Below are 26846 nucleotides of genomic sequence, written 5' to 3'. Positions count from 1 at the left end.
TACCAATGAAAATAGCTGTGAATTTACTGCTGCTTATACTACTCCTCGCCCTAGGTTACTTTCTACTGGTAAAACCAGACTTGCTGATTAACCCAGAAAAAAGTAATCCTGCTGCCGAGGGTTTCAGCCGCTTCTACAGCAACTTTCGCAATAGTATCTTACAGGGTAGTAATAAGAGCGACTATGTGATTACGCTAAAAGACAGCAGTGGCGACCTTGTTGCCCAGCTACGGCGTCGCGAGCAGCAAGTATATGCTGCGGATCCCGCCTGGCGAGGTGAAATTATGCGTCGCCGCTTTAATGCTGGCGACACGGTTAAACAGGCGCTTGGTAGCTATGCACAACAAGAAAATATGGTTTTATTTTGGACCTTGCCACGCGATTACGTCATTAAACAATTCTTCGAAACTCAGGGCTCTTTACTTGAAGCCTTGCAAGAATTAGCGTTCACCATCAGCCCCGATTTTAAACAACAAGCTGTTGGCTGGTATTGTCCAAAATCCCGAGCTCTGGTGATGACTGATTTACAGGACCCTTTTTTACAGCAGAATTGTATCGCTACAGCCCGAAGTTTACCGGCTCGTCGATAAGCCATTGCTGCCAAGCTTGTTGTACTGCTAACTGTAAGCGTTCGAGTCGCTCATCCTTGCCAATGCTGGCCGGTGCCAAGGTCAGCCGGTGCCCAACCCCTCGTAGTACCTGATAGGCCTCTGCCAGCGTATTAGCTTGTGGAACTGTTATTAACCCTACTTCAGCGGCAGCCTCCAGGATCCTGATATTGTCACTGTATTGAAACAGCGCAGCATAGCACCAACCGTAGGCAAGTACCAAATACTGACTAATAAACTCCAGATCGACAATGCCGCCCACACTATGCTTTACGTCCGCCTGGTCGGCACCGTGGTGCTGTCGCAGTTTCTGACGCATTTCCCGCACCTCTTGCTGTAACTTACCAAGATCACGTCGCACACTTAAGATCTGCTGTCTTATCTGATTAAACCGCTCGGTCAGCTCTGTCGTACCGGCGATGAGACGCGCTCTGACCAGCGCTTGATGCTCCCAAGTCCAGGCTTCCGTTTGCAGATATTGCTGATAGGTATCGATATGAATTGCTAATAAACCTGAATTGCCAGATGGTCGTAATCTGGTATCAATGTCATACAACACACCGCTATTGGTGCGAGTGGTACTCAAGTGCAAAATTCGCTGCACCAACTTTAGATAGAATTGCAGCGAGTCAATCGCTCGCTCACCGTTGGTCAACTCCTGACTCTGACATTGGTGCACAAACACCAGATCGAGATCAGAGCCATAGCCCAGCTCTAAGCCACCTAGCTTGCCATAGCCAATAACGGCAAACATCTTATTGTCATTACTCGCGCCGGCAGGCAGGCCAAAGCGTTCGGTCATCTGTAGCCAGGCCAACTCAACCAACTGCTCAATAATCACTTCAGCCAACCAGGTTAAGTGATCACTCACTTTCATCAACGGCAACACCCCACTGATATCGGCGGCCGCAATTCTGAGTTGCTGCGCCTGTTTATATTGGCGCAGCGTTTCCATCAGCAGTTCCAAATCATTCTCTGGAACCCTTAAAAGGTTGAGCCTTAAGCGATCCCGGTAATCATCTTTCGTAGCAACCTGATATAACTGCGCAGGGTCAATCAGCTCATCCAATAACATCGGATAACGGGCCAAATGCTCCGCCAACCAGCCACTCTGCGAGCAAAGTAGTACCAGTTGCTGTAATGCTGGTGGATTCTCAAATAGCAGCTCCAGATAAGCGGTACGGGTAACAATTTGTCGAAATACCGCAAGGATCCTGCTTAATACCGTCGCTGATGCTTGCTGTTGTTCCAGCCAGTGCAGTAAACGTGGCATTAGTTTAGCCAAATAGTCCCGACCACGCGGACCAACTGACCGGCGCTGGCAATCCTGTTTAAACTGTTGTAACTGGGAAATTAGCTCCACAGCCTGTTCCGGCGTTAACCAATCAAGCTGCTCTGCCAACTCTGCTGCAGGTAACTCACTATCCCATAAAATCCGGCCTAAGCTGATTTCCTCCGCCTCAAGCTTATGTTCCGGTTCTATTACCAGCTGAAATTGAGCATGGATACGTTGCATCGCGGCTTCAATTTCTGCGGTCAGTTCCTGCCAATTTTCTCGCCGCAAAGCGGCTAAAAGATATTGCTGCTGTTCTGGATCAGCAGGTAATGTTTGTGTTTGTTTGTCATCTATACCTTGTAGCGCCTGCTCCACCTGCCGTAGCCAAAGGTAATCTTCTGTCATTGCTGTTACATGTGCCGGTTCAAGCAATCCTTCTGTTGCCAGCGCCCGTAACGCTTTGAGAATGGACGGCTGTTGCAAACTTGGAATTCGCCCGCCACGGATCAGTTGTAAAGTTTGTACTACAAACTCTACTTCGCGGATGCCACCGGCACCAAGTTTGATATTATCACGCCGGTTACGACGACGATTTTCCTGCTCAATCAGCTGCTTCATTCGCCGCAGCGATTCAATCGCGGAAAAATCAATATAGCGACGGTAGATAAAAGGCCGTAATAAGGCTTTTAACTCCGGGGTATAGTAAGGGTCCGGGTTCAGTACCCGGGCTTTAAGCATGGCGTAACGTTCCCATTCCCGTCCCTGCTCCTGATAATAATCTTCTAATGCAGCGAAGCTGAGTACCAGTGGGCCACTCTCACCAAAAGGGCGCAACCGCATATCCACCCGATAACAAAAGCCATCGGCAGTCAGCTGATGCAACGCAGCGATCAGTTTTTGTCCAAGTTTGGTAAAGAACTGCTGATGCTCAAGGCTTCTGCGCCCTCCTACTGTTTCACCGTTGCTTGGATAAGTAAAAATCAGATCAATGTCAGAGGAAAAATTTAGCTCCTGGCCACCCAGCTTGCCCATACCAAGGATCAGCATTGGCATCGGTTGACCCCGCTCATCCATGGGTGTGCCATAAATAGCAGCCATCTGCGCATAAGCCCACTGATAGGCACTATTGATCAAATAATCAGCTAAGTTTGAAACTTGAGTTAAACTGGCAGTGACTGGCTGCAATTGCAAAATATCGGCAGCCAGAATCCGACACAAACTGGCATTACGATAACGTCGCAATGCTGAAAAAGCTTCCGCTTCGGGAGCATCGGCTTGCAGCAGTAAAGACGCCGGAGCCAGTTGAGTTAAACTTGCCAACAGCTGTTGCGGATCGGTAAGCTCATTGCTCAGACCAGGCTGCTGTTGTACGGTACGTGCCACAAAAATACTGGCCCTGGTGAGTAAGTGCCACTTTTGCTGTTGGTCAAGGGTTAGCTGCGCTTCGGTATTCGACATCAGAAAGCTCCTGACTCACGCTGCAACAGTAAAGCGGAAAGTTTAAGCAGGAACAGTTGATATGCCCGACTGCTTAACACTAAAACCTGCTGATCCTGTAGTTGTCGCTGCAAAGCCCGTCCCTGACTTGCCAGTAACTGCTCACCATCATCTTGCAACAGAGCCGTAATTTGCTCTAACTCGATCACCATCTCGGCTAATAATCGTGGCTCCAGTTGCTGCTGGTAGCAACATTCAAACTGTTGCAAGCGTTGCATCCGTTGTAACAGCGATAACGCTGCTGAGGTACTCTGCTCAAGTGGAACAGGTAGCGGCGTCGTGCTTTGTCGGTACAATTGATACCCTCGTGCCGCCTTACTTAACCAACCAGCACGCAATGGCAACGCCTGCAACAAAAACTCTGCTAGCCTAAATAGCTCAAGTGGGTCACCGTCGAGCAACTCCAGCTCAACTTCAGAAATGGGCTGTCGCCGTTCACCCGAACGCACCTCACCCCGATCATAAACGACCTCGATCTGCGCCTTGGTGGTAGCTAACTGCCAGCTCTGACGATTAAAATCCGTGCGGAAAAGCTCTACCAATTGCGATTGCAGCTGCACAAGCTCGGTGTTCGCTGGCCATATGGTTGTTGGAAAAGCCGCCAGAACCGGCACTACCCCCTGACAAGGAAGATTAAACTCAGGGCGCATTTGTAAGGCCCCATGCTGCTGACCTGCCAACTTGATCGTTTGCTCGAACCCTTGCTTATTCTGTCTGGTGCGCAGCCCCATATCATGACAGCGAAACCATTGATTTTCTGTATCGAAGTAAGCATTAAGCAACTGTTGTTGCTGTTGCTGTGTGATTTCTGCCGCTACCGCTAATAATGCTTCGATCTCGCTCTCATCGATAGCATCAATTAAAAATTTTAATTCCAGCTCAAGTCCCATCTCGCCCTCTAAAACCGATAATCCGGCATTGGTATTAGTCCTTGTAAAGTGCCACACAACTGCCTATCATCGCCGATGACCATGTATGGCCTAAGAATAATTAGTCTCAGGATACCTATGTTTAAGCTATTTCGCAGCCTTGTTGCCCCGTTATTTTTACTCTCTGTGGTGCTATATCAGCCAACAGTCAATAGTCAAACCAGCCAGACGCCCGCTTATATTTCGGATAATTTAGTGGTATATCTTCATTCTGGTCCGGGCAACCAATACCGGATTGTAGGCACACTGACTGCTGGCAGTGACGTTGTCGTGCTGAGCGAACAAGACGGCTATGTGCAGATCCAGTTTGAAGAAAACAGAAACGGCTGGCTGCTTAAAGAGCATATTAGCTATACGCCGGGCCTGCGTAGTCAATTAGATGAATTACAAAACCGTTTTGAACAGCAAAGCGTCCGTTTAACTGAGCTGGAACAGGATAGCGGTCAAGGGCAACAAGTGGTGCAGCGCCTGACGCTGGAGCGTGATCAGGCGCTGGCCGAACTGGAACAGTTAAAGCGTACTAACGAGCGGCTTAGTAATGAGCTGGATGCGCAGCAAGCCAGTTTCTGGCAACAACCTATGGTTTTAGGCGGCGCCCTCTTACTGTTTGGTCTGTTATTCGGGCTGATTTTGCCCAAGTTGGTACCACAGCGTCGCAACAGCGATCGCTGGATGTAACATGGGGCGTTAACTTTGTGCCGGTGGCGTACTCGCATCGGCATGCAGTTTCAGCGGCAAGCCCTGATCGTTTTTCACCTGCTCGATCACCACATAAGTATGGGTTTGCGCCACACCGGGCAAATCCACAATCTGCGCCAGAATACTGCGGTAGGCTTCCATATTCGGCAGCCGCAGTTTCAGTAAATAGTCAAAACCGCCCGCCACCATATGGCACTCCGCCACCTGCGGAATTTGCACTACGGCATCGCGGAACTTATCAAACACATCGCTGGTGGTGCGATCTAAGGTCACCTGAATAAAGGCCGCAGTACCATAGCCAAGTTTGCTGCTGTTTAACCTGGCGCCATAGCCTTCAATAAAACCCTCTTTTTCCAGCCGCTTTACCCGGTCAATACAGGGGCTGGCGCTTAAATTCACCTTCTTTGCCAGGTCGACATTGGCAATACGCCCTTCTTTTTGCAGCGTATCGAGAATACTAATATCGATCCGGTCTAACGCTTTAATTTTGCTGTTCGTCGTCATGGCAGTATTTTTTTGGGTTTTGGCTATTATTGACAGAATTATATACGGTTAAATTAAAAAAATAACCACCCTATGCGGCAGCCTTTTCTCTACAATGCCGCGAATAATATGGCCTACTTTCAGGATACTTTTCTATGCTGTTTAACGGTTCACTGGTTACTACCGACCCGCTGCGTCAAACCATCCGCAATCACTACCGCGCCGATGAAGATCAGGTGTTAGATTTTCTGCTGCCGCTGGCCGAGGTTGATGCCAAAACCCGTAGCCGTGCCTGGGAGCGGGCCCGTCAGCTAGTGCTGTATATCCGCCAGTCACAGGTTGGCAAAGGCGGTGTTGATGCGCTGTTAAACGAGTTTTCGCTGTCGACTGAAGAAGGTCTGGTGCTGATGTGTCTGGCCGAGGCCCTGCTGCGGGTACCGGACAAAACCACCGCTGACCGTTTAATCCGTGACAAGCTGTCACAGGGCGACTGGAGCTCGCACCTTGGCAACAGCAGCTCACTCTTTGTCAACGCCTCGGCCTGGGGTTTGTTGTTAACCGGTAAGCTGGTGAATTACTCCGACGACGAGCGTAAGCAGCAATTTGGTTTATTAAAACGCACCTGTGGCCGTTTGGGTGAGCCGGTGATCCGTCAGGCGGTGCGTTACGCGATGCAAATTATGGGCACCCAGTTTGTACTGGGCACCACCATCGACAAAGCCTTAGCGCGTGCGGTGGAAATGGAAGCCAAAGGCTTTAGCTATTCATACGATATGCTGGGGGAAGGCGCCCGTACTATGGCCGATGCTGACCGCTACTTTGCCGCCTATATGACGGCGATCCATGCCATTGGTAAAGCGGCTAACGGCCGTGGCCCGATTAAGAGCCCGGGCATTTCCGTAAAATTATCGGCTATCCATCCACGTTACGAATTCAGCCATCTGGACCGGGTGCATGCCGAGCTGGTCCCGCGTCTGAAACAGCTGGCACTGGCTGCCAAGTCTTACAATATTGGCTTTACCGTTGATGCTGAGGAAGCCGATCGGCTGGATATGTCGCTGGATGTGATTGGCGCGGTATTCAGCGATCCGGATCTGAACGGCTGGGAAGGCTTTGGTTTAGCGGTACAGGCCTATCAGAAACGTGGCTTGCATGTGATTGAGTGGCTGCGCGAGCTGACGGTAAAAGTCGGTCGTAAGCTGATGGTGCGCCTGGTGAAAGGCGCCTATTGGGATACCGAGATCAAACTGTCACAAGTGGAAGGGCTGGACGATTTCCCGGTATTTAGCCGCAAACCGTCAACTGACGTCTCCTATCAGGCCTGTGCTAAAAAACTGCTGGCGTACCGCGATAGCATCTATCCGCAGTTTGCTACCCACAATGCCTATACCGTGGCCACTATTCTGGAAATGGCCGGCGATCTGACCGGTTTTGAATTCCAACGTTTACATGGCATGGGCGATGCACTGTATGACTTAGTGGTTGCCAATGAAAAAGTGCCCTGCCGTATCTATGCCCCTGTTGGTGAACACTCGGATCTGTTGGCCTACCTGGTGCGGCGCTTACTGGAAAATGGTGCCAACAGCTCCTTCGTCAACAATATTATCGACGAGAGCATTCCGGTCGAGTCGCTGCTGCAAGATCCGGTTGAAGTGGTAAAAAGCTGGCGCCAGAAGCGCAATCAGTCTATTCCGCTGCCAGCGAATTTATATGGCGCCAGCCGCCTGAACTCAAAAGGCATGGATCTGACCGATATTAATCAGCTAACGCCGCTGAAACAGCATATGTCGCAGTTTGAGCAGCAGATCATCAGCCAACAGGCGCCGGACGGTGCAGTAGCCGTGGTCAATCCGGCGAACCTGCAAGAAGTCATCGGCTATCTGCACTACCATAGCCCGGAGCAAATGCAGCAACTGCTGGCCAACGCCGAGCAGGCCTTTACCAGCTGGTCGGCAACCGCCGTCAGTGAACGGGCCGCGCTGTTGCGTAAGTTAGCCGATGCCATGGAGCAACACCGCGACGAATTATTAACCCTTTGTGTTAAAGAGGCCGGAAAAGTACTGGCCGATGCGGTAGCTGAAGTACGCGAAGCGGTCGATTTCTGCCGTTACTATGCCCATCAGGCCGAGCTGCTATGTGCCAAACCACAGCAGGCGCGTGGGGTATTCTTATGTATCAGCCCGTGGAACTTCCCACTGGCAATCTTTATCGGTCAGGTCGCAGCAGCGATGGTAGTGGGTAATACCGTGGTGGCGAAACCGGCAGAACAAACCAGTCTGATTGCGCTGCGTACTGTGGAATTACTGCGCGAATGCGGTATGCCGGAGCATGTGGTGCAACTGGTGATTGCACCGGGGCGTCAGGTTGGTGAACACATAGTGCCGGATCTGCGGGTGCAAGGCGTGATGTTTACCGGCTCTACCGAAACCGGCTGCTGGATCGCCCGTAAACTGGCAGAGCGCGGCGGCGAGCCGGTACCACTGATTGCCGAAACCGGTGGGCAGAACTGTATGATTGTTGACTCGACTGCCCTGCCAGAGCAGGTCGTAGACGATGTGATTTCATCGGGCTTCCAGAGTGCCGGCCAGCGCTGCTCAGCACTGCGGGTGTTATTCCTGCAGGAAGATGTCGCCGATAAGATTATTACCATGATTAAAGGTGCAATGGCTGAGCTGCATGTTGGCGATCCGGCCTGGTTAAGCACTGACTTAGGTCCGGTGATTGATGCCAAAGCGCATGACCGCCTGACCAGCCATGTGAATTATTTAAAAGATAAAGCCAAGCTGCATTATGCCTGTGCTATTCCGACTGAGGGCGAGCATTATTTCTTCGCGCCGCACCTGTATGAAATTGCCGATTTGACTGTGTTGGAGCGTGAAGTCTTCGGTCCGGTGGTGCATATTATCCGCTTTAAGGCCGAACACGTGGAAGATGTGATCCGGCAAATCAATGCCACCGGCTATGGCCTGACCATGGGCGTACACAGCCGGATTGAGCAGTTTACCAGCAAGGTCGCCCGCGAAATTAAAGCCGGTAATATCTATGTGAACCGTAATATGATTGGCGCCGTGGTAGGCGTGCAGCCTTTCGGTGGCCGTGGTCTGTCCGGCACAGGTCCGAAAGCCGGTGGCCCGCTGTATCTGGAGCGGCTGGTAAAAGACAACCTCAGTGTTGATTGTGCGGCGCTGGATGAGGCGAAAAAAGCCCGCTTACTGGCCGAAACCACCAGTAGTGCGGTGGCTTATGCGATGCCGGCAGCCACAGTGGCACAGCAGAAGTGGTCACAGCTGCCAACTACGGCGCGTACCTCAGTACTGCGGCAATTCCTGGCGTCCTTAGCCAGCAATCAGGTGGTAAGCCGCCAGGAGCCCGATCTGGAGCAGGTGTTAATGGTCGCCCGCGCCAAACTGCAACGGGTTGAACTGGAATTAAACCGGCCAATTAACCTGCCTGGCCCAACCGGTGAGAGTAACGTGCTGGTATTGGATCCACGTGGCATTCTGGCCTTATTGCGCGATGACAGCAGCAGCTTTAGCCACTGGTTACTGAGCATTATCACCGCGCTGGCGGCCGGTAACGCCGTGATCACCGCGGTGGAAGATGCCGAGCTGCCAGAAGCCGAGGCCTGTATTAAAGCGCTGTTGGCGGCGGGTATGCCACAGCATTTACTGGCAGTAGTCCGGCTGGATTGTCTGACCACCTTGCTGGCGCATCCGGAATTAAACGGCGCCATTATTGAGGTTAGCAGCGCGCTGAAGCCACTGGCCGCTGAGTTGATTGCGGCCCGTGAAGGCGCCATTCTGCCGCTGATTACCTCACCGGCCGATGAGCGGATGCTACACCGTCTGGTCACCGAAAAGACCATTACCATCAATACTACAGCGGCCGGCGGTAATGCCTCGCTGATGACGATGGCGGATAATGTCGGGTAACAGGTATTTTTTCAGTTAATTTGTGTAAAAGCCCACCTGCTAGTGGGCTTTTTGCTATGCTCATAGTGCAGGTCAGCGATAACTACAGGACGTAGGGAATAGGATAAATGCCTTATCAGAGAATACCCATTGACCAGTTACAACCTGGGAGTTACGTCGTACAGGTGCTGGAGCAAAAGGGTGAACTGGCAATCAAACACGCTGGCTGGGTCCGTACCAGGCAGTCAATCAGACATTTGCGCGCGCTTGGGGTATTGGCTGTCGCCATTGATCCCAGCAAACAACTGAGCACCACTCCCGCTCCTCCAGCTAAAACACCAAGTACAGCGGAGCCTGTCGCTTTCAGGGCATTGTTTGCCGACGAGCAACCCAAAGCTCAACGCTGCCTCGAACAAACTCAACAGGTTCAACAACAGATCCTGCAGGCTGCTGCAAGTGGCGACGCCGTCGATCTTAGCCTGATACATGAAGTCAGTGCAGGAATGTCCGATGCAGTTAGCCGAAATCCTGATGTTCTACTATGCTTGGGCCGGATTGCAGAGCAAAGCGATGTGTTGCTTCGGCATAGTTTAAACTGTGCCATTTATATGGCCGCTTTTGCGCGCTTCCTAAACCTGCCGAAACATAAGGTTCAGGCCCTTATCACAGCAGCATTGTTGCATGATGTGGGTAAAGCTCAGAATCCACAGTTACTGCAGTCAGATGATGCCGCCGCAATCAGCACTAGTCTCGCAGTGCTGCAGCGCAGTACAGCACTGGCAGGAGAGGTATCGCTCTGGATCAGCCAACATTGCGCTTGTCCCGATGGTAGCGGCTTTCCCGCACTCCAGGCCCACCAAATTGATAATGGCAGTAAGATGTTGTCGATAGTTAACCTTTACGAAAAACTATCCGCTCCTGAAATGGGCTATATCAGCCCGCTGGCAGTCGCAAGACAAATGCTCGCACTGGCACCTAACAAGCTTGATAGTGATTTATTACAGCTGTTTATCAAATGTATCGGGGTGTACCCACCAGGCACTGTTGTGCGCTTAACTACCGGGCGTCTGGCATTAGTGTTAGAAAACAACTCAAAAAAACCTACCTTGCCAAAAGTAAAGGTGTTTTATCACAGTAGCCACCACCATCATATTCCACCTCGGATATTAGATTTATCACGACAAACTGAGGAGCAGATCGAAGCCTGTGTAGACCTGAAAAAATATGGGCTAAATGTTCGTAACTATCTGTGATGGCTGAAACCTGGTTACCACTCACTTAATGCGCGCATACTAAAAAGTGTATTACCAAATTCCAATAGTACGTAGTGTGGCGTAATCTCCCGTAACCTGACATCAGCTGTAATCCATTGCCCCTCTTGTAAAGATTTACCGTTAACTTTAACCCACCTTTGCGCTGGCTGAGTGGCAAAGACATGCGCCTCAAATTTCAAACGCGGTAATTGGCGCTGCAGGGTTAAATCCAGCATACTGATGTCCTGAGCAGGCGCATTATGTGCCGTCACTGACGCAGCGGCGCGTGGCTGTTGTTCACTAGCAGCCAGAGCACTGGCAAAACGCTCGCGCAGCTCCGCCGATACTTCCGGTTCCGGCTGCGCCACTGGCTCGGCACGGGCGGTATTGGTGGTTAGCGTGACTACAGGTTGCGCCTCAGGCAGGGTTTCGATTATCGGCGTCGGCGCTTCGACCTTAGCAGGCTGCGCTGGCACAACCGCCACAGCCGGCGCTTGCAGCAGTGTGGCCGCAATAGTAGTACTACTGGCCGGGGTAACAACGGGCTCGGTAACTGCAACAGCAGTTGTTTTACCTGGCAGCAACAGATAACCGGCGATAAACCCCGCTAACACTGCCAATAACAAGGCCAGGCTAATCGCCAGATTGCGCCAGAACTTTGAAACCGGCGCCGTTACCGGTGCTTGTTGCTTTAACGCATCCATCAGGATGGACATATTATTCTCCGCGCCAGATTGGCAACAGTTGTACTGCCAGTAAGAAGCCCAGAATTATACCGAACAGCGCCAATAGCGGCCAGAGCCAGCCTGGTAGGCTTTTCTCAGTCGTCGACGCTTGATTCAGCGGCAGGATCTCGGCCGCAGCGCGTTGTACTTCGTTGGCTTCCACCACCGCTTGCTGTTTACCATAGGCCGCCAACAACGCCCGATCAGCCAGCAGGTTAAGTAAACGCGGAATACCACCGCTGAGCTCGTACAGCTTTTTCACTGCCTTGTCGTTAAAGACCGGCCGCTCACAGCCGGCCACTTTCAGCCGAAAACGCACATACTGCTGCACCTCGCTAAGGTTAAGCGGTAGCAGATGATAACGGGCGGTGATCCGCTGTGCCAGCTGCCGTAAGTCGTTGCGCTGTAACAGTTGTTGCAGTTCTGGCTGACCAATCAAAATCACCTGTAGCAGTTTTTTGGTGTTGGTTTCCAGATTAGTCAACAGCCGCAGTTGCTCCAGTACCGCCGGCTGTAAATGCTGAGCTTCATCGATAATCAGGATGGTCTTTTTGCCGGCGTCATGATTTTTTTGCAGCCGCTGGGTAATTTTATCGCCCAGTAGCTTCAGGCTGGCGTCGGTTTTTTTATAGCGGATCTTAAGCTCATCACAGATCGCCGCCAATAGTTCCAACTCAGATAAGGTAGGGTTCAGAATAAAGGCCACATCGGTTTGCTCGTCCAGCTCCTGCAACAGGCTGCGCGATACCGTGGTTTTACCGGTGCCGACCTCGCCGGTTAACAGCACAAAACCACCGGCATCACCCAGGCCAAAGCGCAGATGTGCCAAAGCCTCCGCATGGCGGGGGCTTAAAAACATAAAGTCCGGGTTGGGTGCTATCGAAAACGGCGGGCTGCTAAAACCAAAAAATCCGCTATACATCGCTATCCTGTTTATCAGCACTGCAAATTAGGCCAAGGCGGGTATAATGGCAAAAAAACAGCAATCAGGAAAGCGTGTGCAAATTTATCTTGTTGGCGGCGCCGTGCGCGACGAACTGCTGGGCTATCCCTTTACTGAGCGTGACTATGTCGTCGTCGGCGCCAGCCCGGCGCAGATGCTGGAACTGGGCTATCAGCAGGTGGGTAAAGATTTCCCGGTATTCCTGCATCCGAAAAGCAAAGAAGAATACGCCCTGGCCCGTACCGAGCGTAAAGCCGGCAGTGGCTATACCGGCTTTAACGTCTATGCGGCGCCTGATGTGACGCTGGAGCAAGATCTCGCCCGTCGTGATCTGACCATTAATGCGATTGCTAAAGCCGCTGACGGCAAGCTAATTGATCCCTTTGGCGGACAGCAGGATCTTGCCCACAAGCTGCTACGCCATGTCTCTGCTGCCTTTGTGGAGGATCCGCTCAGGGTTCTGCGGGTTGCCCGCTTTTATGCCCGCTATGCCCATTTAGGTTTTAAGGTAGCACCACAAACACTGGCTTTGATGCAACAACTAAGTCGCAGTGGCGAGCTACAAACGCTGAGTGCAGAGCGGGTGTGGGTCGAAACTGCCAAAGCGCTTGCGACACAAACCCCGGCCGCTTACTTTGCGTTGTTACAGCAATGTGGTGCGCTTGACGCCCTGATGCCCGAGCTGGCCGCGCTGTGGGGCGTACCCCAACCGGAAAAATGGCACCCGGAAATTGATACCGGAGTCCATACCTTGCTGGTGCTGGAGCAGGCGGCCAAGCTGTCAGAAAAAATCGAAGTCCGTTTTGCCAGTTTAGTGCATGACCTGGGTAAAGGTGTTACCCCAACCGAACTGTTACCTTCCCATCATGGTCACGAGCATACGGGTTTACCATTAATCCAGCAGCTGTGTGAGCGCTTACGGGTACCCAATAGTGGCCGTGAACTGGCACTGCTGGTTTGCGAGTATCATCAGCTGGTGCACCGCGCCCAAGAGCTAAAAGCCAGCACCGTGCTGAAGTTTTTCAATGCGATAGATTTATGGCGCAAACCAGAGCGACTGAACGAGATCCTGCTCTGCTGCACCGCCGATCTGCGCGGCCGTACCGGCTTTGAGCAGGCGGAGTATGCGCAGGCGGCTTATTTACAACAGTTAGCAGAGGCCGCACTTAAGGTAACAGCGCAACAGGTCATGGCTACGGGTATCACAGGCCCGGCGATTAAAGAGGCATTGCAACAGGCGCGCTTACAACAGCTGCGACTGCAGGGCCTGAAATAATCAACCCTTGCCCTAACCGAAGAGGAACAGGCAGATGCGACATAAGAACAGTGTTGCTTTGCATGATGCAACCTTAGCCCCATCCAAATCGTTAGTCCTTACCCGGCTTGCTCTGAGCCTGAGCCTGGCGGCTATTACGCTACCAGCCTTAGCAGGTAGACCAATGCTAAACGACGATGCCACCCTTGTCGACCACTGTCAGTTGGAGAGCTGGGTTGAACGCCAGGCTGGCGCCAATACATTTTGGGCGATACCGGCCTGCCAGGCCTTTGGCGTGGAATGGGGTATTGGCCTTGCCAAAACACCGGGTGGCGAACCACAGCAGTATGCCTTTGCAGCCAAGACCGAGCTGAAAACGCTTGAGAGCAATGGCTTTGGTATTACCGCGCAACTGGCTTATCAGTTTGCTGCTGACGCCCGGCAAGAGGGTGATTGGCTGTTAAACCTAGCCTACACCAGAAGCCTGGCAGATGACGCCGTCCTTATTCATACCAACCTGGGCCACCTGAAGCGCGATAGCGCAACAAACGACTGGGTTGCCGGCGTCGCCGCGCAGTTTGCCGTCCGGGAAAATCACTGGGTATTTGCAGAACTGTACCGTGAACAGGCTGGCCGGCCACTTTATCAAATTGGCTATCTGGCGGAGCTGATCCCAGAGCGGTTACAGCTCGACGTCAGCTACAGCAACGGCCTTGACCGCTCGGGTCGTGAAGATCTATTCACTGCCGGTCTGGTATTTTTCTTTAGCCTGCGCTAGCGTCTCACTGGCGGCAGGCTAAAAACAGCATTTAATGCAAAGGCATCTCCGCCTTCAAAACCTGATGCCGTTAATGAAAGAAGGTTAAAAACACCAGCAAACCAGCACCTAACAACAGCCGGTAAATAACAAAGGGTAGCATCCCCATCCGGCTGATAATTTTTAAGAAGAAGTGGATACAAATCAGGGCACTGATAAAGGATAAACCCAGGCCAGCAGCCAGCGCGGGTAAATCATAGGCTTGTGGCTCTTTTAATAGCTTACTGGCCTGATAACCACCAATCAGTACAATAATCGGGATCGACAATAAAAACGAGAAACGGGCGGCGCTGGCTCGATCCAGCCCCAGCATCAAGCCTGCGGTCATGGTAATCCCTGAGCGTGAGGTGCCCGGGATCAGCGAAATGGCCTGGGCAACGCCAATAATCAACACCTGGCGCCAGCCCATCTTTTCCATCACAGTATGTTGTTTCGCGGTGGCATCGGCATACCAAAGTAAGGAGCCGAAGATCAGGGTGGTAATGGCAATCACCCAGGGCGAGCGCAAATAGGTTTCAATGGCGCTGGCAAAAATCAGCCCAGCCAAACCTGCCGGTATAGTGGCAGCGATAACCATCCAGGCTAGCGTGCCATAAGTGCTTTGTTTACCCCGGCAAGAGTTAACCCAGCCTACTGTAAGTTGGCCGATATCCTGCCGAAAATACAACATTACCGCCAATAAGGTGCCGACATGCACCGCCACATCAAAAGCAATGCCCTGATCTTCCCAGCCGAAAATGGCGGAAGGCAGAATCAAATGGGCGGAGGAAGAAATAGGTAAAAATTCGGTAATACCCTGAATAATCGACAGGATAATCACTTCAAGCATGCTCAAGATTAGTCACTCCATGAAAAATCAATTGGCCAGAGTTTCTGGGGTTTGTTGTAGTTTTGCCACAAAGTAGCGTAGCTTAGTTGGGTTAACGGATGAATTTGTTCCGCGGCAATTTCGGCCAACGGCCAAAGTACGAAAGCATTTTCGGTTATCTCGCCACGTGGCAGCTCCACCGGCTGCTGACAAACCAGTTGATCGTAGGTCAGTAAATCCAGATCCAGGGTGCGGCCACAAAACTTTTCCGCACCACGCACCCGGCCAAATTGATCTTCAATCTGTTTTAGCAGCGTGATGCACTCGGTCAGACTCAACGTCGTTTCAACACCGACCACCAGATTATAAAAAGGGTCGCCGTTAAAACCGACCGCTTCACTTTCATACACTGAGGATAAGGTTAAAGCACCAAAATGCTCGGCCAGTTTACGCACACCGGCGCGCACATAGTACTCCCGGTCGATGTTCGAGCCGACACTAATATAAATCAGCGCCATCAGCTCATTGCCCCGCGGCTGCGCTGAATGCTGACACCAACGGTTTGCGCCGCAGGCACAGCACCCGGCTTGTACACTGTGACTTTAACATCCTGGGTCGCAAACTCGCTGAGCAGCAGCTGGGCAACCCGCTCCGCCACCGTTTCGATCAGTTCAAGCGGTTGCGCAGTAATCAACGCCACTACCCGTTCGCTAATCACGGCATAGTCCAGCGTGTGACGCAGTTCGTCACTACGTCCGGCCAGGGTCAGGTCATAACTGAGTTCCAGATCCAGCAGTAAGCGCTGCTTGATCTGTTTTTCCCAGTCATAAACGCCGATCACCGTATCAACGGCAAGTTGCTTGATAAAAACGATATCCATCCGGTGAATTCCGCATTGCGTTATTTTTCGTTTCAGGTAGGCTGGTCGGATAGGTAAAATGCAGGAACACCCGTATTCTGCTGCCCGAATAAAACTGTCGTCATAGTATCGCAAAAATGGGTGCTGAGGAACCACGGAATGACCCTGCTGATCCTGATCATGATGTTAGCTGCTTACCTGCTGGGTTCGATTTCATCGGCTGTGCTGGTGTGTCAGCTATTTCGTCTGCCGGATCCGCGCTTTCATGGCTCAGGCAATCCCGGCACCACCAACGTACTGCGCTTAGGCGGCAAGTTGCCCGCTCTGCTGGTGTTATTGTTTGATATTTTAAAAGGCACTATCCCGGTTTGGGGCTCGTACTTTCTGAAAATTGAGCCACTGTGGCTGGGGATTATTGCGATTTGTGCTTGTTTAGGGCACATCTACCCGCTGTTTTTTGGCTTTAAAGGCGGCAAAGCTGTGGCTACCGCCTTTGGCGCCATGATGCCGATTGGTCTGGATCTGGCGGGCTTACTGATTGGCACCTGGCTGCTGGTAGTATTACTGACCGGCTATTCATCACTCGGTGCGTTAATCACGGTGGCGCTGGCGCCGCTCTTCACCTGGTGGATCAAACCACTCTATACTCTGCCAGTACTGATGCTGAGTATCCTGATTATTGCCCGCCATCATGAAAATATCCGCCGGCTCTACCGTCGGCAGGAAAGTAAGATTTGGGATAAATCCAAGCGGGTTCGCGAATAACCCGCTTGCCAGGTTGCAATAAGTGCCGCTTTAAATCGCTGGCAGCTGCTCCAGTGGCCAGCGTGGCGTGACACCAATCGATAAATCCTGTTGTTGCCCGGCTTTTAAACGCTGGTAGCCAGCAAAGGCAATCATGGCGCCGTTATCGGTGCAAAATTCCTTACGTGGATAAAACACCTCCCCTTTCAGGCTTTGCATTAATGCCGCCAGTTGCTGGCGTAATGATTCATTGGCACTAACACCTCCGGCAATCACCAGCCGCTTGTAGCCGGTTTGCTCGAGAGCACGGCGGCATTTAATCAGCAAGGTATCCACCACTGCCTGCTGAAAGGAGGCGGCGATATCAGCCTGCACCTGTGCCGAGTTGCCTTCTTTTTGAATCACCATCGAGGCCGCGGTTTTTAAGCCACTAAAGCTAAAATCCAGCCCGGGACGATCGGTCATCGGCCGCGGAAAGCTGTACTTTTTCGCATCGCCCTGCGTGGCAAGTTTCGCCAGTAAAGGCCCGCCTGGATAATCCAGCCCCATCAGCTTGGCCGTTTTATCAAAGGCTTCACCGGCGGCATCATCTATCGACTCCCCCAATAACTGATACTGACCGATACCTTTCACCGCCACCAGCTGGGTATGGCCGCCTGAGACCAGCAACGCCAGAAACGGAAACTGTGGCGATTTTTCTTCCAGCATCGGCGCCAACAAATGGCCTTCCATATGATGTACCGCCAGTGCCGGCTTTTGCCAGGCAAAGGCTAAACTACGACCTAAAGTTGCCCCGACCAGTAACGCACCCGCCAGGCCGGGGCCGGCAGTGTAGGCGACGCCATCGATATCGGCGGCGGTTAAACCGGCTTCGCTGAGCGCCTGCTTGATCAGTGGCAGGGTTTTACGGACATGATCGCGAGACGCCAGTTCAGGCACCACGCCACCATAATCGGCATGCAGCGGGATTTGGCTATACAATACATGGCTAAGCAGGCCGCGCTCACCATCGTAGATGGCAATGCCGGTTTCATCGCAGGACGTTTCTATTCCCAGTACTCGCATGTATTAAACCTCAATTTCGGGCGTTAAAGCGGGAAAAAGATCGCTAAGTGCAGCACACTTCGCTATACTCCTCGCCCTTAAAAACGTGCATTGTAGCGGCTTGGCGCCGTGGTCGCCAGAGGATCTGATTTAAGATCGCACAAGCGCTTTACTTTAGTGGTGCTTTTTGCGTAGAATACCGCACCATTTTTAATCGTATTGGTTAACGAAAACCAGTTTTGGCCTGAGGTGAGAATTTAATGCCTGTAGTTAAAGTAAAAGAGAACGAACCGTTTGACGTAGCCCTGCGTCGTTTCAAGCGCTCATGTGAAAAAGCCGGCGTTTTAGCTGACGTACGTGCAAAAGAGTTCTACGAAAAACCAACGTGGATCCGCAAGCGCAAGAAAGCTGCTGCTGTTAAGCGTCACGCGAAGAAAATGTCTCGCGAAAACGCACGTCGTATCCGCCTGTACTAAGTTACAGCTGCCGGATAACGGTGCAGGGCTCACCAGCCCTGGTTTAAATGCTTTATCTGCACACCGTGTTCTTCGAACACGGTTTGTCTTTTTCTAAGACCCGAATAAAAAGGACAACAGTGGCAGGACAAATTCCCCGTCAATTTATCGATGAGCTACTGGCCCGTACGGACATAGTAGAACTGATTGATAAGCGCGTACCGCTTAAAAAAGCCGGTAGCCGCAATTACACGGCCTGCTGCCCTTTTCATAACGAAAAATCTCCGTCTTTTACGGTCAGTCCGGATAAGCAGTTTTACCATTGCTTTGGCTGCGGCGCACATGGCAATGCCATCAGCTTTATGATGGAATTTGAGCAGCTGGAATTTGTTGAAGCCATCGAAGAGCTGGCCAAAGATCTGCATCTGGAAGTGCCACGCGAAAAAGGCCAATTTAATAACAGACCACAAGCTCAGGCTGATGACTACACGCTAATGCAACAAGCGGCCAGTTATTATCAGCAGCAGCTGCAACAACATCAGAAAGCCGCAGAGGTTCAGGCCTATCTGACCAGACGTGGCCTGAGTGCGCAGAGTATTGCCGACTACCAGCTGGGTTATGCGCCAGAGAGCTGGGATGGGCTGCTGAAGCATTTTAACGCCAACAGTAAAGCCAAACGCGACCAGCTCTACGATTTAAAACTGATTAGCCGCAACGATAACGGCCGCGAGTTTGATTTTTTCCGTGACCGCCTGATGTTCCCCATTCGCGATAAGCGCGGCCGGGTGATTGCTTTTGGTGGTCGGGTACTGGGTGATGGCCAGCCTAAATACCTGAACTCACCGGAAACCCGGCTATTTCACAAGGGTCGTGAGCTATATGGCCTGTATGAAGCGCGGCAGCAACCGGGGCATCTGGAACGGTTACTGGTGGTCGAAGGCTATATGGATGTAGTGGCACTAGCGGAACACGATATCCGCTTTGCGGTGGCCTGCTTGGGCACCGCCACGACCTCAGATCATTTCCATACGCTGTTTCGCTATACCAGCCAGGTGATTTGCTGCTATGACGGTGACCGCGCCGGCCGTGATGCCGCCTGGCGCGCGCTGCAAAATGCCCTGCCACAGCTAAAAGACGGTGTGGAGCTAAAATTTGTATTTTTACCCGATGGTGAAGACCCGGATTCGCTGGTGCAAAAAGAAGGCAAAGCCGCATTTTTAGAGCGACTGGGGCAAGCTAAACCACTGAGTCAATATTTATTTGAGCATTTACTGGCTGAGAGCGATCCCAGCTCCGATGCCGGTAAAACCGCGCTGGCGGCCAAGGCCACTGAGCTGATCCGGCTGGTACCGGGCACCTACTATCAGGAACAGCTGAGCAGCAAGCTGGATAATTTACTCGGCCGCCAAAGTGCCCGCACAGCCAAAGCTCCGGCCAAAGCCCGGCCAACAGCGCCATCGACCACGCTAAAAATTACGCCAATGCGCCGGGCTATTGCCCTGTTGCTGCAAAATCCGGGCTTAGTGCAGGTCATGCCGGATGCCCCCGAGCTGGCCGATGCAGCCTTGCCCGGCATCAATTTATTGTTGAGCCTGCAACAGCATATTCTGGCGAAACCCGGGGTTACCACAGCGCAATTACTGGAATACTGGAGAGATCTGCCAGAGCATACCATACTGTTAAAGTTAGCAAGTTGGGAACATCAAATCGCGCCCGAGCAGCTGACGCAGGACTTCCTCGATACCTTTCATTCGATTGAGGATTTATATCTGCAACAACGGCTGGAAGCGCTGGAACGAAAAGACAAGTTACAACAACTGACAAAAACCGAGTGGCAGGAATATCATTTGCTGCTGCAAGCGCTGAAAAGCAAAAAACCGCGTCCGGTGAGTTAACGGCGGCTGGCTAGAAAAGCCCCGCTTTGTTATAATCGCTAGTTCGCATTTTTAGATTAACAACTTTGGTGGAAGATAAGTCTCTATGGAGCAAAGTCCTCAGTCGCAGTTAAAACTCCTGATCCTGAAAGGTAAAGAGCAAGGGTATCTGACCTTTGCCGAAGTGAACGATCACCTTCCACAAGACATTATCGACTCTGATCAGATCGAAGATATTATTCGCATGATCAACGATATGGGCATTCAGGTATTTGAAAGTGCCCCAGACGCTGATGATCTGATTATGTCTGATGCCACCGCCGATGAAGACGCGGTAGAAGAAGCCGCTCAGGCCCTGGTTAGCGTAGACAAAGAGCTGGGTCGTACTACCGATCCGGTACGGATGTATATGCGGGAAATGGGTACCGTGGAACTGCTGACCCGCGAAGGCGAGATTGATATCGCCAAGCGGATCGAAGACGGTATCAACCAGGTGCAAACCTCAGTCGCCGAATATCCGGAAGCCATTACTTACCTGCTGGAACAGTGGGACAAGTACGAAGCAGAAGAAATCCGCTTAAGCGATATCGTGTCTGCTTTCGTTGATCCGAATGAAGTGGACGATGCCCCGGTCATGGGCAGCAATATCGGTTCGGATCTGCCGGAAGAGCATCAGGAAGATGCTGACATCAGTGACGATGACAGCGATGAAGAAAGCGACGGCGATAGCGATGACGGTGATAGCGGTCCGGATCCGGAGCTGGCAAAACAGAAGTTTGCCGAGCTGCGTGCCCAGTACGAAGTGACCCGTAACTCTATCGTGCAGAATGGCCGCGAGCACGCCACCACTAAAACCGAAATTGAAAAGCTGAGCGAAGTATTCCGCTGCTTCCGCCTGGTACCTAAACAATTCGACCGCCTGGTTAAAAACATGCGTGAGATGATGGACCGGGTGCGGGTGCAGGAACGGCTGGTAATGAAACACGCCGTTGAATACGCCAAGATGCCGAAGAAAAACTTCGTTAAAGCCTTTACCGGCCACGAAACTTCGACGGCCTGGGTTGATGCAGAAATCAGCGGTAATAAACCTTATTCAGCAAAACTGGCGGAAGCCAAAGACGAATTAATTCGCTGCATTGAAAAGCTGAAGAAGATCGAAGAAGAAACTGGCCTTAGTATCTTTAAAATTAAAGATATCAACCGCCGGATGTCGATTGGTGAAGCCAAAGCCCGCCGTGCGAAAAAAGAGATGGTTGAGGCGAACTTACGTCTGGTGATCTCGATTGCCAAGAAGTACACCAACCGCGGCTTGCAGTTCCTGGACTTAATTCAGGAAGGCAATATCGGCTTGATGAAAGCGGTAGATAAATTCGAATACCGCCGTGGCTATAAGTTCTCAACCTATGCAACCTGGTGGATCCGGCAGGCCATTACCCGCTCTATCGCTGATCAGGCGCGGACCATCCGTATCCCGGTGCATATGATTGAAACCATCAACAAGCTGAACCGTATTTCACGGCAAATGCTGCAGGAGATGGGTCGTGAGCCGTCACCAGAGGAATTATCAGAACGGATGCAAATGCCGGAAGATAAGATCCGCAAGGTGCTGAAGATCGCCAAAGAGCCGATTTCAATGGAAACGCCGATTGGTGATGATGAAGATTCGCATCTGGGCGACTTTATCGAAGATTCCAGCGGTGAATCACCACTGGACTCTGCGACCATGGAAAGCCTGAAAAACGCCACTAACGAAGTACTGGCAGGCTTAACCGCACGCGAGGCCAAGGTACTGCGGATGCGTTTTGGTATCGATATGAATACCGACCATACCCTGGAAGAAGTGGGCAAACAGTTTGACGTAACGCGTGAGCGGATCCGGCAAATTGAAGCCAAGGCCCTGCGTAAGCTGCGCCACCCTTCACGCTCTGAAGTACTAAAAAGCTTCCTGGACGAGTAATTACAATTACTGTTCGCTAGAAACCAAAGGCGCTATTTAGCGCCTTTGGTGTTTTAAGCGTTTTCAGCGTAAAAAAGCAGCAACCAACTGAAGTTAGTGTCAGAAGCCGGATGACAAAGTTAGTAAAAGTTTTTATACTTCCTCGCGTTTGCATGGCCCCATAGCTTAGGCGAAAGGCGGTCACCGTAGGTGATGAGAAGTGACTTAACGTCACTTCGAAAGACTTGAGCGTGAGGCCGTGGATGGCCGAGCTGAGTGCCGATCATCAGGGATGTGTTAGCACATAAGTCAAAAGTTTAGTTTGTACGGCCCCATAGCTCAGTTGGTTAGAGCACTCGACTCATAATCGATCGGTCGCTGGTTCGAGTCCAGCTGGGGCCACCATCTCTCCTGATTTACTCCATCAAAATCAATAGTGTAAAAGATTTATAAATTTGCTATCACGCCCTTTGTCATGGCTTTACAGGCTAACGTATACTCACATTGAGGTCTAGCAGTGCTTTTATTACCGTTATCACGTCGATGTGACCGCTAAATTCACCTTCATCAGGATTCTGGCAACAGGCAATTCGCTATCAGTTTTAGTCGACTTATCGAAGCAAATTAAAAATACAGATAGAAAAACGCAAAACTTATACATAACGCAATCTAAATGTATAAAAAATAGAAGAAGCTATACATAAATTTCGATAGCAACGGCTTCAAGCATATTGCTCCCTCACATAGCCTCGCTTAACTCCGAAAGCACCTGGTCCAGCGAGCTTACGCACAAAAAACCACTTGGCGAATCTCAAACCTAATTTTTACTCTACAACCGCTGCACACCAAACCGAACCTGCACCCCAACCTGGCGATATAAGCCTGTTAAATACTGCTGCAATGACTGGGCTAAATCGTCCTGTGGGCAATCGCACCATAACAAAAAGTGCGGCGGCATAACGCTGCGCTCTTGTTGTGTTGGCGGGTTACAATCACTGCGGATCACAAAGTTAGCTGGTCCGGGTATAGTCAGCCGGCTTGGGATTATGCCGCGGACGGTGATCTGCCGGCTCAGATATTGGATCTGGGTACTTTCATCGGCCTGCCCGCTAAACTGCTCGGTAAAGTCATCGATCTGCATTGGCAAGCGTTGCTGTGGCAAGCCCAGCTGCTGCAGTAAGGTCGGGCTGAGCCAAAGATCATTATTGCCTGTTGGCCCCAACCATTCAGGCTGGAAAATAAAACTTTGCTGCTCAAAACAGTACTGCATTACCAACACCGGCTGCATACCAGTACCCTGTAATTGCAACAGCTGACTATCAAAGCTGGTGACTGCCCGATTACGGATATCGAGGCTGAGAAAGGCCTGTAATTGCTGCGCTGACGGTAACGGTGACGCGCTATCTTTCCCGGCGGCTACCGCAGTAGCCGTTTGTGGTGTTACCAGCCAGAGTTGCCCGGCAGCCATAGCCTGCGCGCCGTACAGCAAGGCACTGAACAGTAAATAAGCGATAAGGTTACGCATCAGAACTCTCCCGCGTTGAGCTGGCAACAGGTCCGCAAATATCAGCGAAACCGCTGCTAATTTGTACAGACAAGCAAAGCCTAGTCAGACAAGGGTGCCTTTGCCAGCATCCAGATCAAAGTTTCAGCATTTTTCTATAAAGTATTGAAAAGCTAAAACTGTCGTCTTACTGTCAGCTGACAGTAGGCGGACTGGCAGGCTATTGTCGTCACGCTTGTCAGGTACGGCACGCTGTAATAGGGGTAGACCAACCGAGGAGAAAGATGATGACTAACCAAACCGACGCTACCCTGAGTTTTTTTGACTATGGCGACCACACCATTAAAGTCATGTGCTCAATGAGCAATGGCAAAGAACAGGTTTATGTCGATGAACAGCTGGTATCGGAAAAACGCAGTTTTCGCTATCACTCAACTCACCAGTTTGAACTTGATGGCAAGAAAGCCGAGATCCGGGTTAAAGTCGCCAGCATTTTTAAAGGGCCCTACTACATCGAGTTTTCGGTCGATGGCAAAGCCGTTGATAGTGACGAATGGGATCTGGCCAGGATGCTGGCACACCTGAAACAGCTACGGCAACAGCAGCCGTTGTGGCAGCGCCTTGGCGTATATTTTATGTTCGGTTTACTGGGCGGTGCCTGCGGTGCACTGATTGGCTACAGCCTAGCGATCTGGTTTAAGGGGTAAGCTATGCAACTGAATCCACAGCTTATCCGGCAGCTTAGAATAGAAAAAGGCTGGACCCAGCAACAACTGGCCGAAATCTGTGCCCTAAGCCTCAGAACCATTCAGCGGGTGGAGGTGCATGGCATTGCTTCACTGGAAACCAGTAAAGCCCTGGCCGCCGCCTTTGCGTTAGACCGACAACAATTAACGCTGCAAACCAGCGCCGAGCCGGCAGCAGATGCCCGCGGCGGCGTACCACTCTGGGTGCCTGCCGTGACCTTTCTGGCCGGTGTTTTGTGTGGTGGTGTATTACTGTTGCAGTTTACACCCTAAGCCACTGACCTAGCGCAGGGCGCCCGCCCTGCGATGGTCCTGAAATTTATGAGCTTTGCCGGATTTTTAGTGGCAGAGCGCGCCGGAACAGGTAAGGTACAGGCAACTATCATTGCTATTGAGGTTCTATGAAACTGTTCCCCCTGGCCAGTCTGGTGACGGCCCTTAGCATCATTCCTGCCCTGGCAGTTAGCCCAGCCGCCGCCAATACCAGTAACAATGCAGCGACTTCAGCGCTCACGCCACTGCAGGCCGAAGATATTTTCCGTCTGGCTGGTGCCAGCGATGTGCAGATTTCCGCCGATGGTAAACGGATTGTCTATGTGCGCCAGCAGAATAATATTATGACTGACCGCACTGAAAGCAGCTTATGGCTACTGGATCTGGCAACCGGTGCCCATTACCCGTTGTTTGCCGACAAGTTCAACTATAGCCAGCCACGCTGGGCACCGGATAATAACCGTATTGCCTTTGTGTCAGACCGTGATGGCAGCAGCCAGATCCAGGTACACTGGTTAAACGAACAAAAAACTGCGGCGATCAGCCAGCTACAAGTTCGGCCCAGTCAGCTCAGCTGGTCGCCGGACGGACAGCAACTGGCGTTTTTGGCTGAGGTGGCCGCACCGGCAACCGACTTTGCCAAAAGCGTCTATCAACCGCGCAAGCCGGCTAACGCAAACTGGTCAGCCAGCCCAATAGTGGTTGAACGTACCTACTATCAGGCCGATGGCCGCGGCGTAATGCGCTCAGCTTATGCACAAGTCTTTGTGGTTCCGGCGTCAGGCGGTGTCGAACAGCAACTGACCAGCGGCCCTTACCAGCATAATGGGCCACTGGCCTGGACGGCAGACAGCAAAGCGCTGATTTTCCCGGCCAACCGCCACCCGGATTGGGAGCTGCAAAGCCGGCAAGCCGATCTGTATCAGGTAGATGTGCAAAGCCGGCAGCTTAATCAGTTAACCCGTTTAGATGGGGAAGAAGCTGAGCCGAGCCTGTCACCCGATGGCAAAACGCTGGCCTTTACCTATACCCGTCCGGATGCGGTCTCTTATGTAAATAGCAAACTGAAGTTGCTGGATCTGCGCTCAGGCGAGATCCGGATGCTGGCAGCGGAACTGGATCGCAGCGTCGAAAGCCCAAGCTGGGTGAATAATTCGACGCTGACCTTTCAGTACACCGATCGTGGTCAAACCAAGGTTGCGCAAATTAGCACCCGCGATCGGATGACCGATCTGGTGGCCGATTTAGGCGGCACCAGTTGGGGCCGGCCTTATCTGAGCGGCATGTATAGTGTCGCCGCAAACGGCACTGTCGCCTATACCCAGGGTAGCAGCCAGCGCCCGGCAGAAGTCGCAGTTTTTAGCAATGGCCGCAGCCGCACGCTAACAGACCTAAATGGCGGTTTATTATCGCAGCGTAAGCTGGGCCAGGTACAAGAACTGCGTTATACCTCTGCTGCTGGCAATGAAGAAATTCAGGCCTGGTATATTACGCCGCCTGATTTCGATCCCAGCAAAAAATATCCGCTGATCCTGGAAATTCATGGTGGACCACATCTGGCCTATGGTCCGCAGTTTGCGGCTGAACTGCAACGCTATGCCGCAGCAGGCTATGTGGTGCTGTATAACAACTACCGTGGTAGCACCAGCTATGGTGAGCGTTTTGCCATGTTACTGCACTACAACTACGCGTCAGAGCATGATTTTCAGGATCATATGTCGGGGGTTGATGCCATGCTGGCCAAAGGCTTTATTGACGAAAATAACCTCTTTATTGCCGGTGGCTCTGCCGGAGGGATCGGCACCCTTTACGCGGTAGGCCTGACCAACCGCTTTAATGCCGCGGCAGCGACAAACCCGGTGGTGAACTGGACGTCGAAGGTGCTATCCGCCGACAGCTATGTCGGTCAGATCCGCAATCAGTTCCCCGGTATGCCCTGGGAGCAGCAGGCGCACTACTGGCAACGCTCGCCGTTATCGCTGGTTGCCAATGTCAGTACGCCGGTACTGCTCTTTACCGGTGAGCAAGACCGCCGTACGCCAATGGCCGATACCGAACAGTACTATCAGGCGTTACGGCTGCGACAAATCGATAGTGTGATGGTGCGGGTACCGGATGCCAGCCATGGCGTGACTAACCGGCCATCCTGGATGATTGCCAAAATTGAGCATGCACTGGCCTGGTTTAAGCGCTATCGCAAAGACTAG

23 protein-coding genes and 1 tRNA gene are annotated in these 26846 nt (G+C 51.8%); 14 read left to right on the top strand and 10 right to left on the bottom strand.

The features are described 5' to 3' along the window. The first annotated feature begins 5 nt into the window (after nt 1-5). Nucleotides 6-590: a TcpQ domain-containing protein gene (locus tag AJE_RS11935; RefSeq protein ID WP_008951065.1), complete on the top strand. Its 585-nt coding sequence runs from the start codon at nt 6-8 to the stop codon at nt 588-590. On the opposite strand, the gene glnE is transcribed toward AJE_RS11935, so the two are convergent. Then, nucleotides 559-3342: a bifunctional [glutamate--ammonia ligase]-adenylyl-L-tyrosine phosphorylase/[glutamate--ammonia-ligase] adenylyltransferase gene (gene glnE / locus AJE_RS11930; RefSeq protein WP_008951064.1), complete on the bottom strand. Its 2784-nt coding sequence runs from the start codon at nt 3340-3342 to the stop codon at nt 559-561. The two genes, AJE_RS11935 and glnE, sit on opposite strands and share 32 nt — an antisense overlap. Then, complete coding sequence (locus AJE_RS11925) at nt 3342-4271, bottom strand: CYTH domain-containing protein (protein WP_008951063.1); 930 nt, start codon at nt 4269-4271, stop codon at nt 3342-3344. The genes glnE and AJE_RS11925 overlap by 1 nt, the downstream gene beginning before the upstream one ends. A gap of 117 nt (nt 4272-4388) precedes the next feature. On the opposite strand from AJE_RS11925, the gene AJE_RS11920 reads away from it, so the two are divergent. Then, nucleotides 4389-4988, top strand: coding sequence for a TIGR04211 family SH3 domain-containing protein (locus tag AJE_RS11920; RefSeq protein ID WP_008951062.1), 600 nt, complete (start codon nt 4389-4391; stop codon nt 4986-4988). Nucleotides 4989-4997: 9 nt separating this feature from the next. Here AJE_RS11920 and AJE_RS11915 read toward each other — a convergent pair whose 3' ends face one another. Beyond that, the gene (locus tag AJE_RS11915) at nt 4998-5513 is read right to left on the bottom strand and encodes an Lrp/AsnC ligand binding domain-containing protein (protein WP_008609190.1); all 516 of its coding nucleotides are present in this window, start codon (nt 5511-5513) and stop codon (nt 4998-5000) included. 134 nt (nt 5514-5647) lie between these two features. Between AJE_RS11915 and putA the strand changes: the two genes are divergently transcribed. Together putA and AJE_RS11905 are read left to right on the top strand one after the other, a co-directional pair. Beyond that, nucleotides 5648-9424, top strand: coding sequence for a bifunctional proline dehydrogenase/L-glutamate gamma-semialdehyde dehydrogenase PutA (putA, locus tag AJE_RS11910; RefSeq protein WP_008951061.1), 3777 nt, complete (start codon nt 5648-5650; stop codon nt 9422-9424). A gap of 107 nt (nt 9425-9531) precedes the next feature. Next, a complete protein-coding gene (locus AJE_RS11905) occupies nt 9532-10656 on the top strand; it encodes a cyclic di-GMP phosphodiesterase (RefSeq protein WP_008951060.1) in 1125 nt (374 codons plus the stop codon). Between the two features lie 14 nt (nt 10657-10670). Here the strand turns inward: AJE_RS11905 and AJE_RS11900 are convergent, their stop codons facing one another. Next, nucleotides 10671-11372, bottom strand: coding sequence for a general secretion pathway protein GspB (locus tag AJE_RS11900; RefSeq protein ID WP_008951059.1), 702 nt, complete (start codon nt 11370-11372; stop codon nt 10671-10673). Between the two features lies 1 nt (nt 11373). After that, the gene (locus AJE_RS11895; protein ID WP_008951058.1) at nt 11374-12303 is read right to left on the bottom strand and encodes an ExeA family protein; all 930 of its coding nucleotides are present in this window, start codon (nt 12301-12303) and stop codon (nt 11374-11376) included. Nucleotides 12304-12379: 76 nt separating this feature from the next. Here AJE_RS11895 and AJE_RS11890 point away from each other — a divergent pair, with 76 nt between their 5' ends. Both AJE_RS11890 and AJE_RS11885 read left to right on the top strand, forming a co-directional pair. Next, a complete protein-coding gene (locus AJE_RS11890) occupies nt 12380-13600 on the top strand; it encodes a multifunctional CCA addition/repair protein (RefSeq protein WP_193353314.1) in 1221 nt (406 codons plus the stop codon). 34 nt (nt 13601-13634) lie between these two features. Next, nucleotides 13635-14357, top strand: coding sequence for a hypothetical protein (locus AJE_RS11885; protein WP_008951056.1), 723 nt, complete (start codon nt 13635-13637; stop codon nt 14355-14357). Between the two features lie 70 nt (nt 14358-14427). On the opposite strand, the gene AJE_RS11880 is transcribed toward AJE_RS11885, so the two are convergent. The 3 genes from AJE_RS11880 to folB are packed head-to-tail and all read right to left on the bottom strand — an operon-like array spanning nt 14428 to nt 16084. Continuing rightward, the gene (locus AJE_RS11880; protein ID WP_008609197.1) at nt 14428-15231 is read right to left on the bottom strand and encodes an undecaprenyl-diphosphate phosphatase; all 804 of its coding nucleotides are present in this window, start codon (nt 15229-15231) and stop codon (nt 14428-14430) included. A gap of 2 nt (nt 15232-15233) precedes the next feature. Further along, nucleotides 15234-15722, bottom strand: coding sequence for a 2-amino-4-hydroxy-6-hydroxymethyldihydropteridine diphosphokinase (gene folK / locus AJE_RS11875; RefSeq protein ID WP_008951054.1), 489 nt, complete (start codon nt 15720-15722; stop codon nt 15234-15236). Continuing rightward, nucleotides 15722-16084 (bottom strand): dihydroneopterin aldolase, encoded by a 363-nt coding sequence (folB, locus tag AJE_RS11870; protein ID WP_008951053.1) that lies wholly within the window; start codon nt 16082-16084, stop codon nt 15722-15724. Before folB ends, folK begins: the two co-directional genes overlap by 1 nt. A gap of 138 nt (nt 16085-16222) precedes the next feature. Between folB and plsY the strand changes: the two genes are divergently transcribed. Next, on the top strand, nt 16223-16828 hold the full coding sequence (gene plsY / locus AJE_RS11865) for a glycerol-3-phosphate 1-O-acyltransferase PlsY (protein WP_008951052.1): 606 nt from the start codon (nt 16223-16225) through the stop codon (nt 16826-16828). 30 nt (nt 16829-16858) lie between these two features. Here plsY and tsaD read toward each other — a convergent pair whose 3' ends face one another. Continuing rightward, a complete protein-coding gene (gene tsaD, locus AJE_RS11860; RefSeq protein ID WP_008951051.1) occupies nt 16859-17872 on the bottom strand; it encodes a tRNA (adenosine(37)-N6)-threonylcarbamoyltransferase complex transferase subunit TsaD in 1014 nt (337 codons plus the stop codon). A 239-nt stretch (nt 17873-18111) separates the two neighbouring features. Here tsaD and rpsU point away from each other — a divergent pair, with 239 nt between their 5' ends. The 4 genes from rpsU (at nt 18112) to AJE_RS11840 (ending at nt 22521) form a co-directional block, all read left to right on the top strand. Beyond that, on the top strand, nt 18112-18327 hold the full coding sequence (rpsU, locus tag AJE_RS11855) for a 30S ribosomal protein S21 (protein WP_008951050.1): 216 nt from the start codon (nt 18112-18114) through the stop codon (nt 18325-18327). A gap of 119 nt (nt 18328-18446) precedes the next feature. Then, on the top strand, nt 18447-20201 hold the full coding sequence (gene dnaG / locus AJE_RS11850) for a DNA primase (RefSeq protein WP_008951049.1): 1755 nt from the start codon (nt 18447-18449) through the stop codon (nt 20199-20201). An 85-nt stretch (nt 20202-20286) separates the two neighbouring features. Continuing rightward, nucleotides 20287-22137 carry an RNA polymerase sigma factor RpoD gene (gene rpoD / locus AJE_RS11845; protein WP_008951048.1) on the top strand — a complete coding sequence of 617 codons (1851 nt, stop codon included), beginning with the start codon at nt 20287-20289 and terminating at the stop codon, nt 22135-22137. Nucleotides 22138-22444: 307 nt separating this feature from the next. Further along, nucleotides 22445-22521, top strand: a tRNA-Ile gene (locus tag AJE_RS11840). A gap of 424 nt (nt 22522-22945) precedes the next feature. On the opposite strand, the gene AJE_RS11835 is transcribed toward AJE_RS11840, so the two are convergent. Beyond that, nucleotides 22946-23641 (bottom strand): hypothetical protein, encoded by a 696-nt coding sequence (locus AJE_RS11835; protein ID WP_008951047.1) that lies wholly within the window; start codon nt 23639-23641, stop codon nt 22946-22948. Between the two features lie 263 nt (nt 23642-23904). On the opposite strand from AJE_RS11835, the gene AJE_RS17995 reads away from it, so the two are divergent. From AJE_RS17995 to AJE_RS11820, 3 genes are all read left to right on the top strand, one after another. After that, nucleotides 23905-24327 carry a hypothetical protein gene (locus AJE_RS17995; protein ID WP_138984233.1) on the top strand — a complete coding sequence of 141 codons (423 nt, stop codon included), beginning with the start codon at nt 23905-23907 and terminating at the stop codon, nt 24325-24327. A gap of 3 nt (nt 24328-24330) precedes the next feature. Further along, a complete protein-coding gene (locus AJE_RS11825; RefSeq protein ID WP_008951045.1) occupies nt 24331-24639 on the top strand; it encodes a helix-turn-helix domain-containing protein in 309 nt (102 codons plus the stop codon). A 128-nt stretch (nt 24640-24767) separates the two neighbouring features. Continuing rightward, nucleotides 24768-26846, top strand: coding sequence for a S9 family peptidase (locus AJE_RS11820; RefSeq protein ID WP_008951044.1), 2079 nt, complete (start codon nt 24768-24770; stop codon nt 26844-26846).

Source organism: Alishewanella jeotgali KCTC 22429 (assembly GCF_000245735.1).
Lineage (GTDB): Bacteria > Pseudomonadota > Gammaproteobacteria > Enterobacterales > Alteromonadaceae > Alishewanella > Alishewanella jeotgali.
The sequence above is the reverse complement of the archived record's forward strand: the minus strand, read 5'-3'. Positions and strand labels throughout refer to the sequence as shown.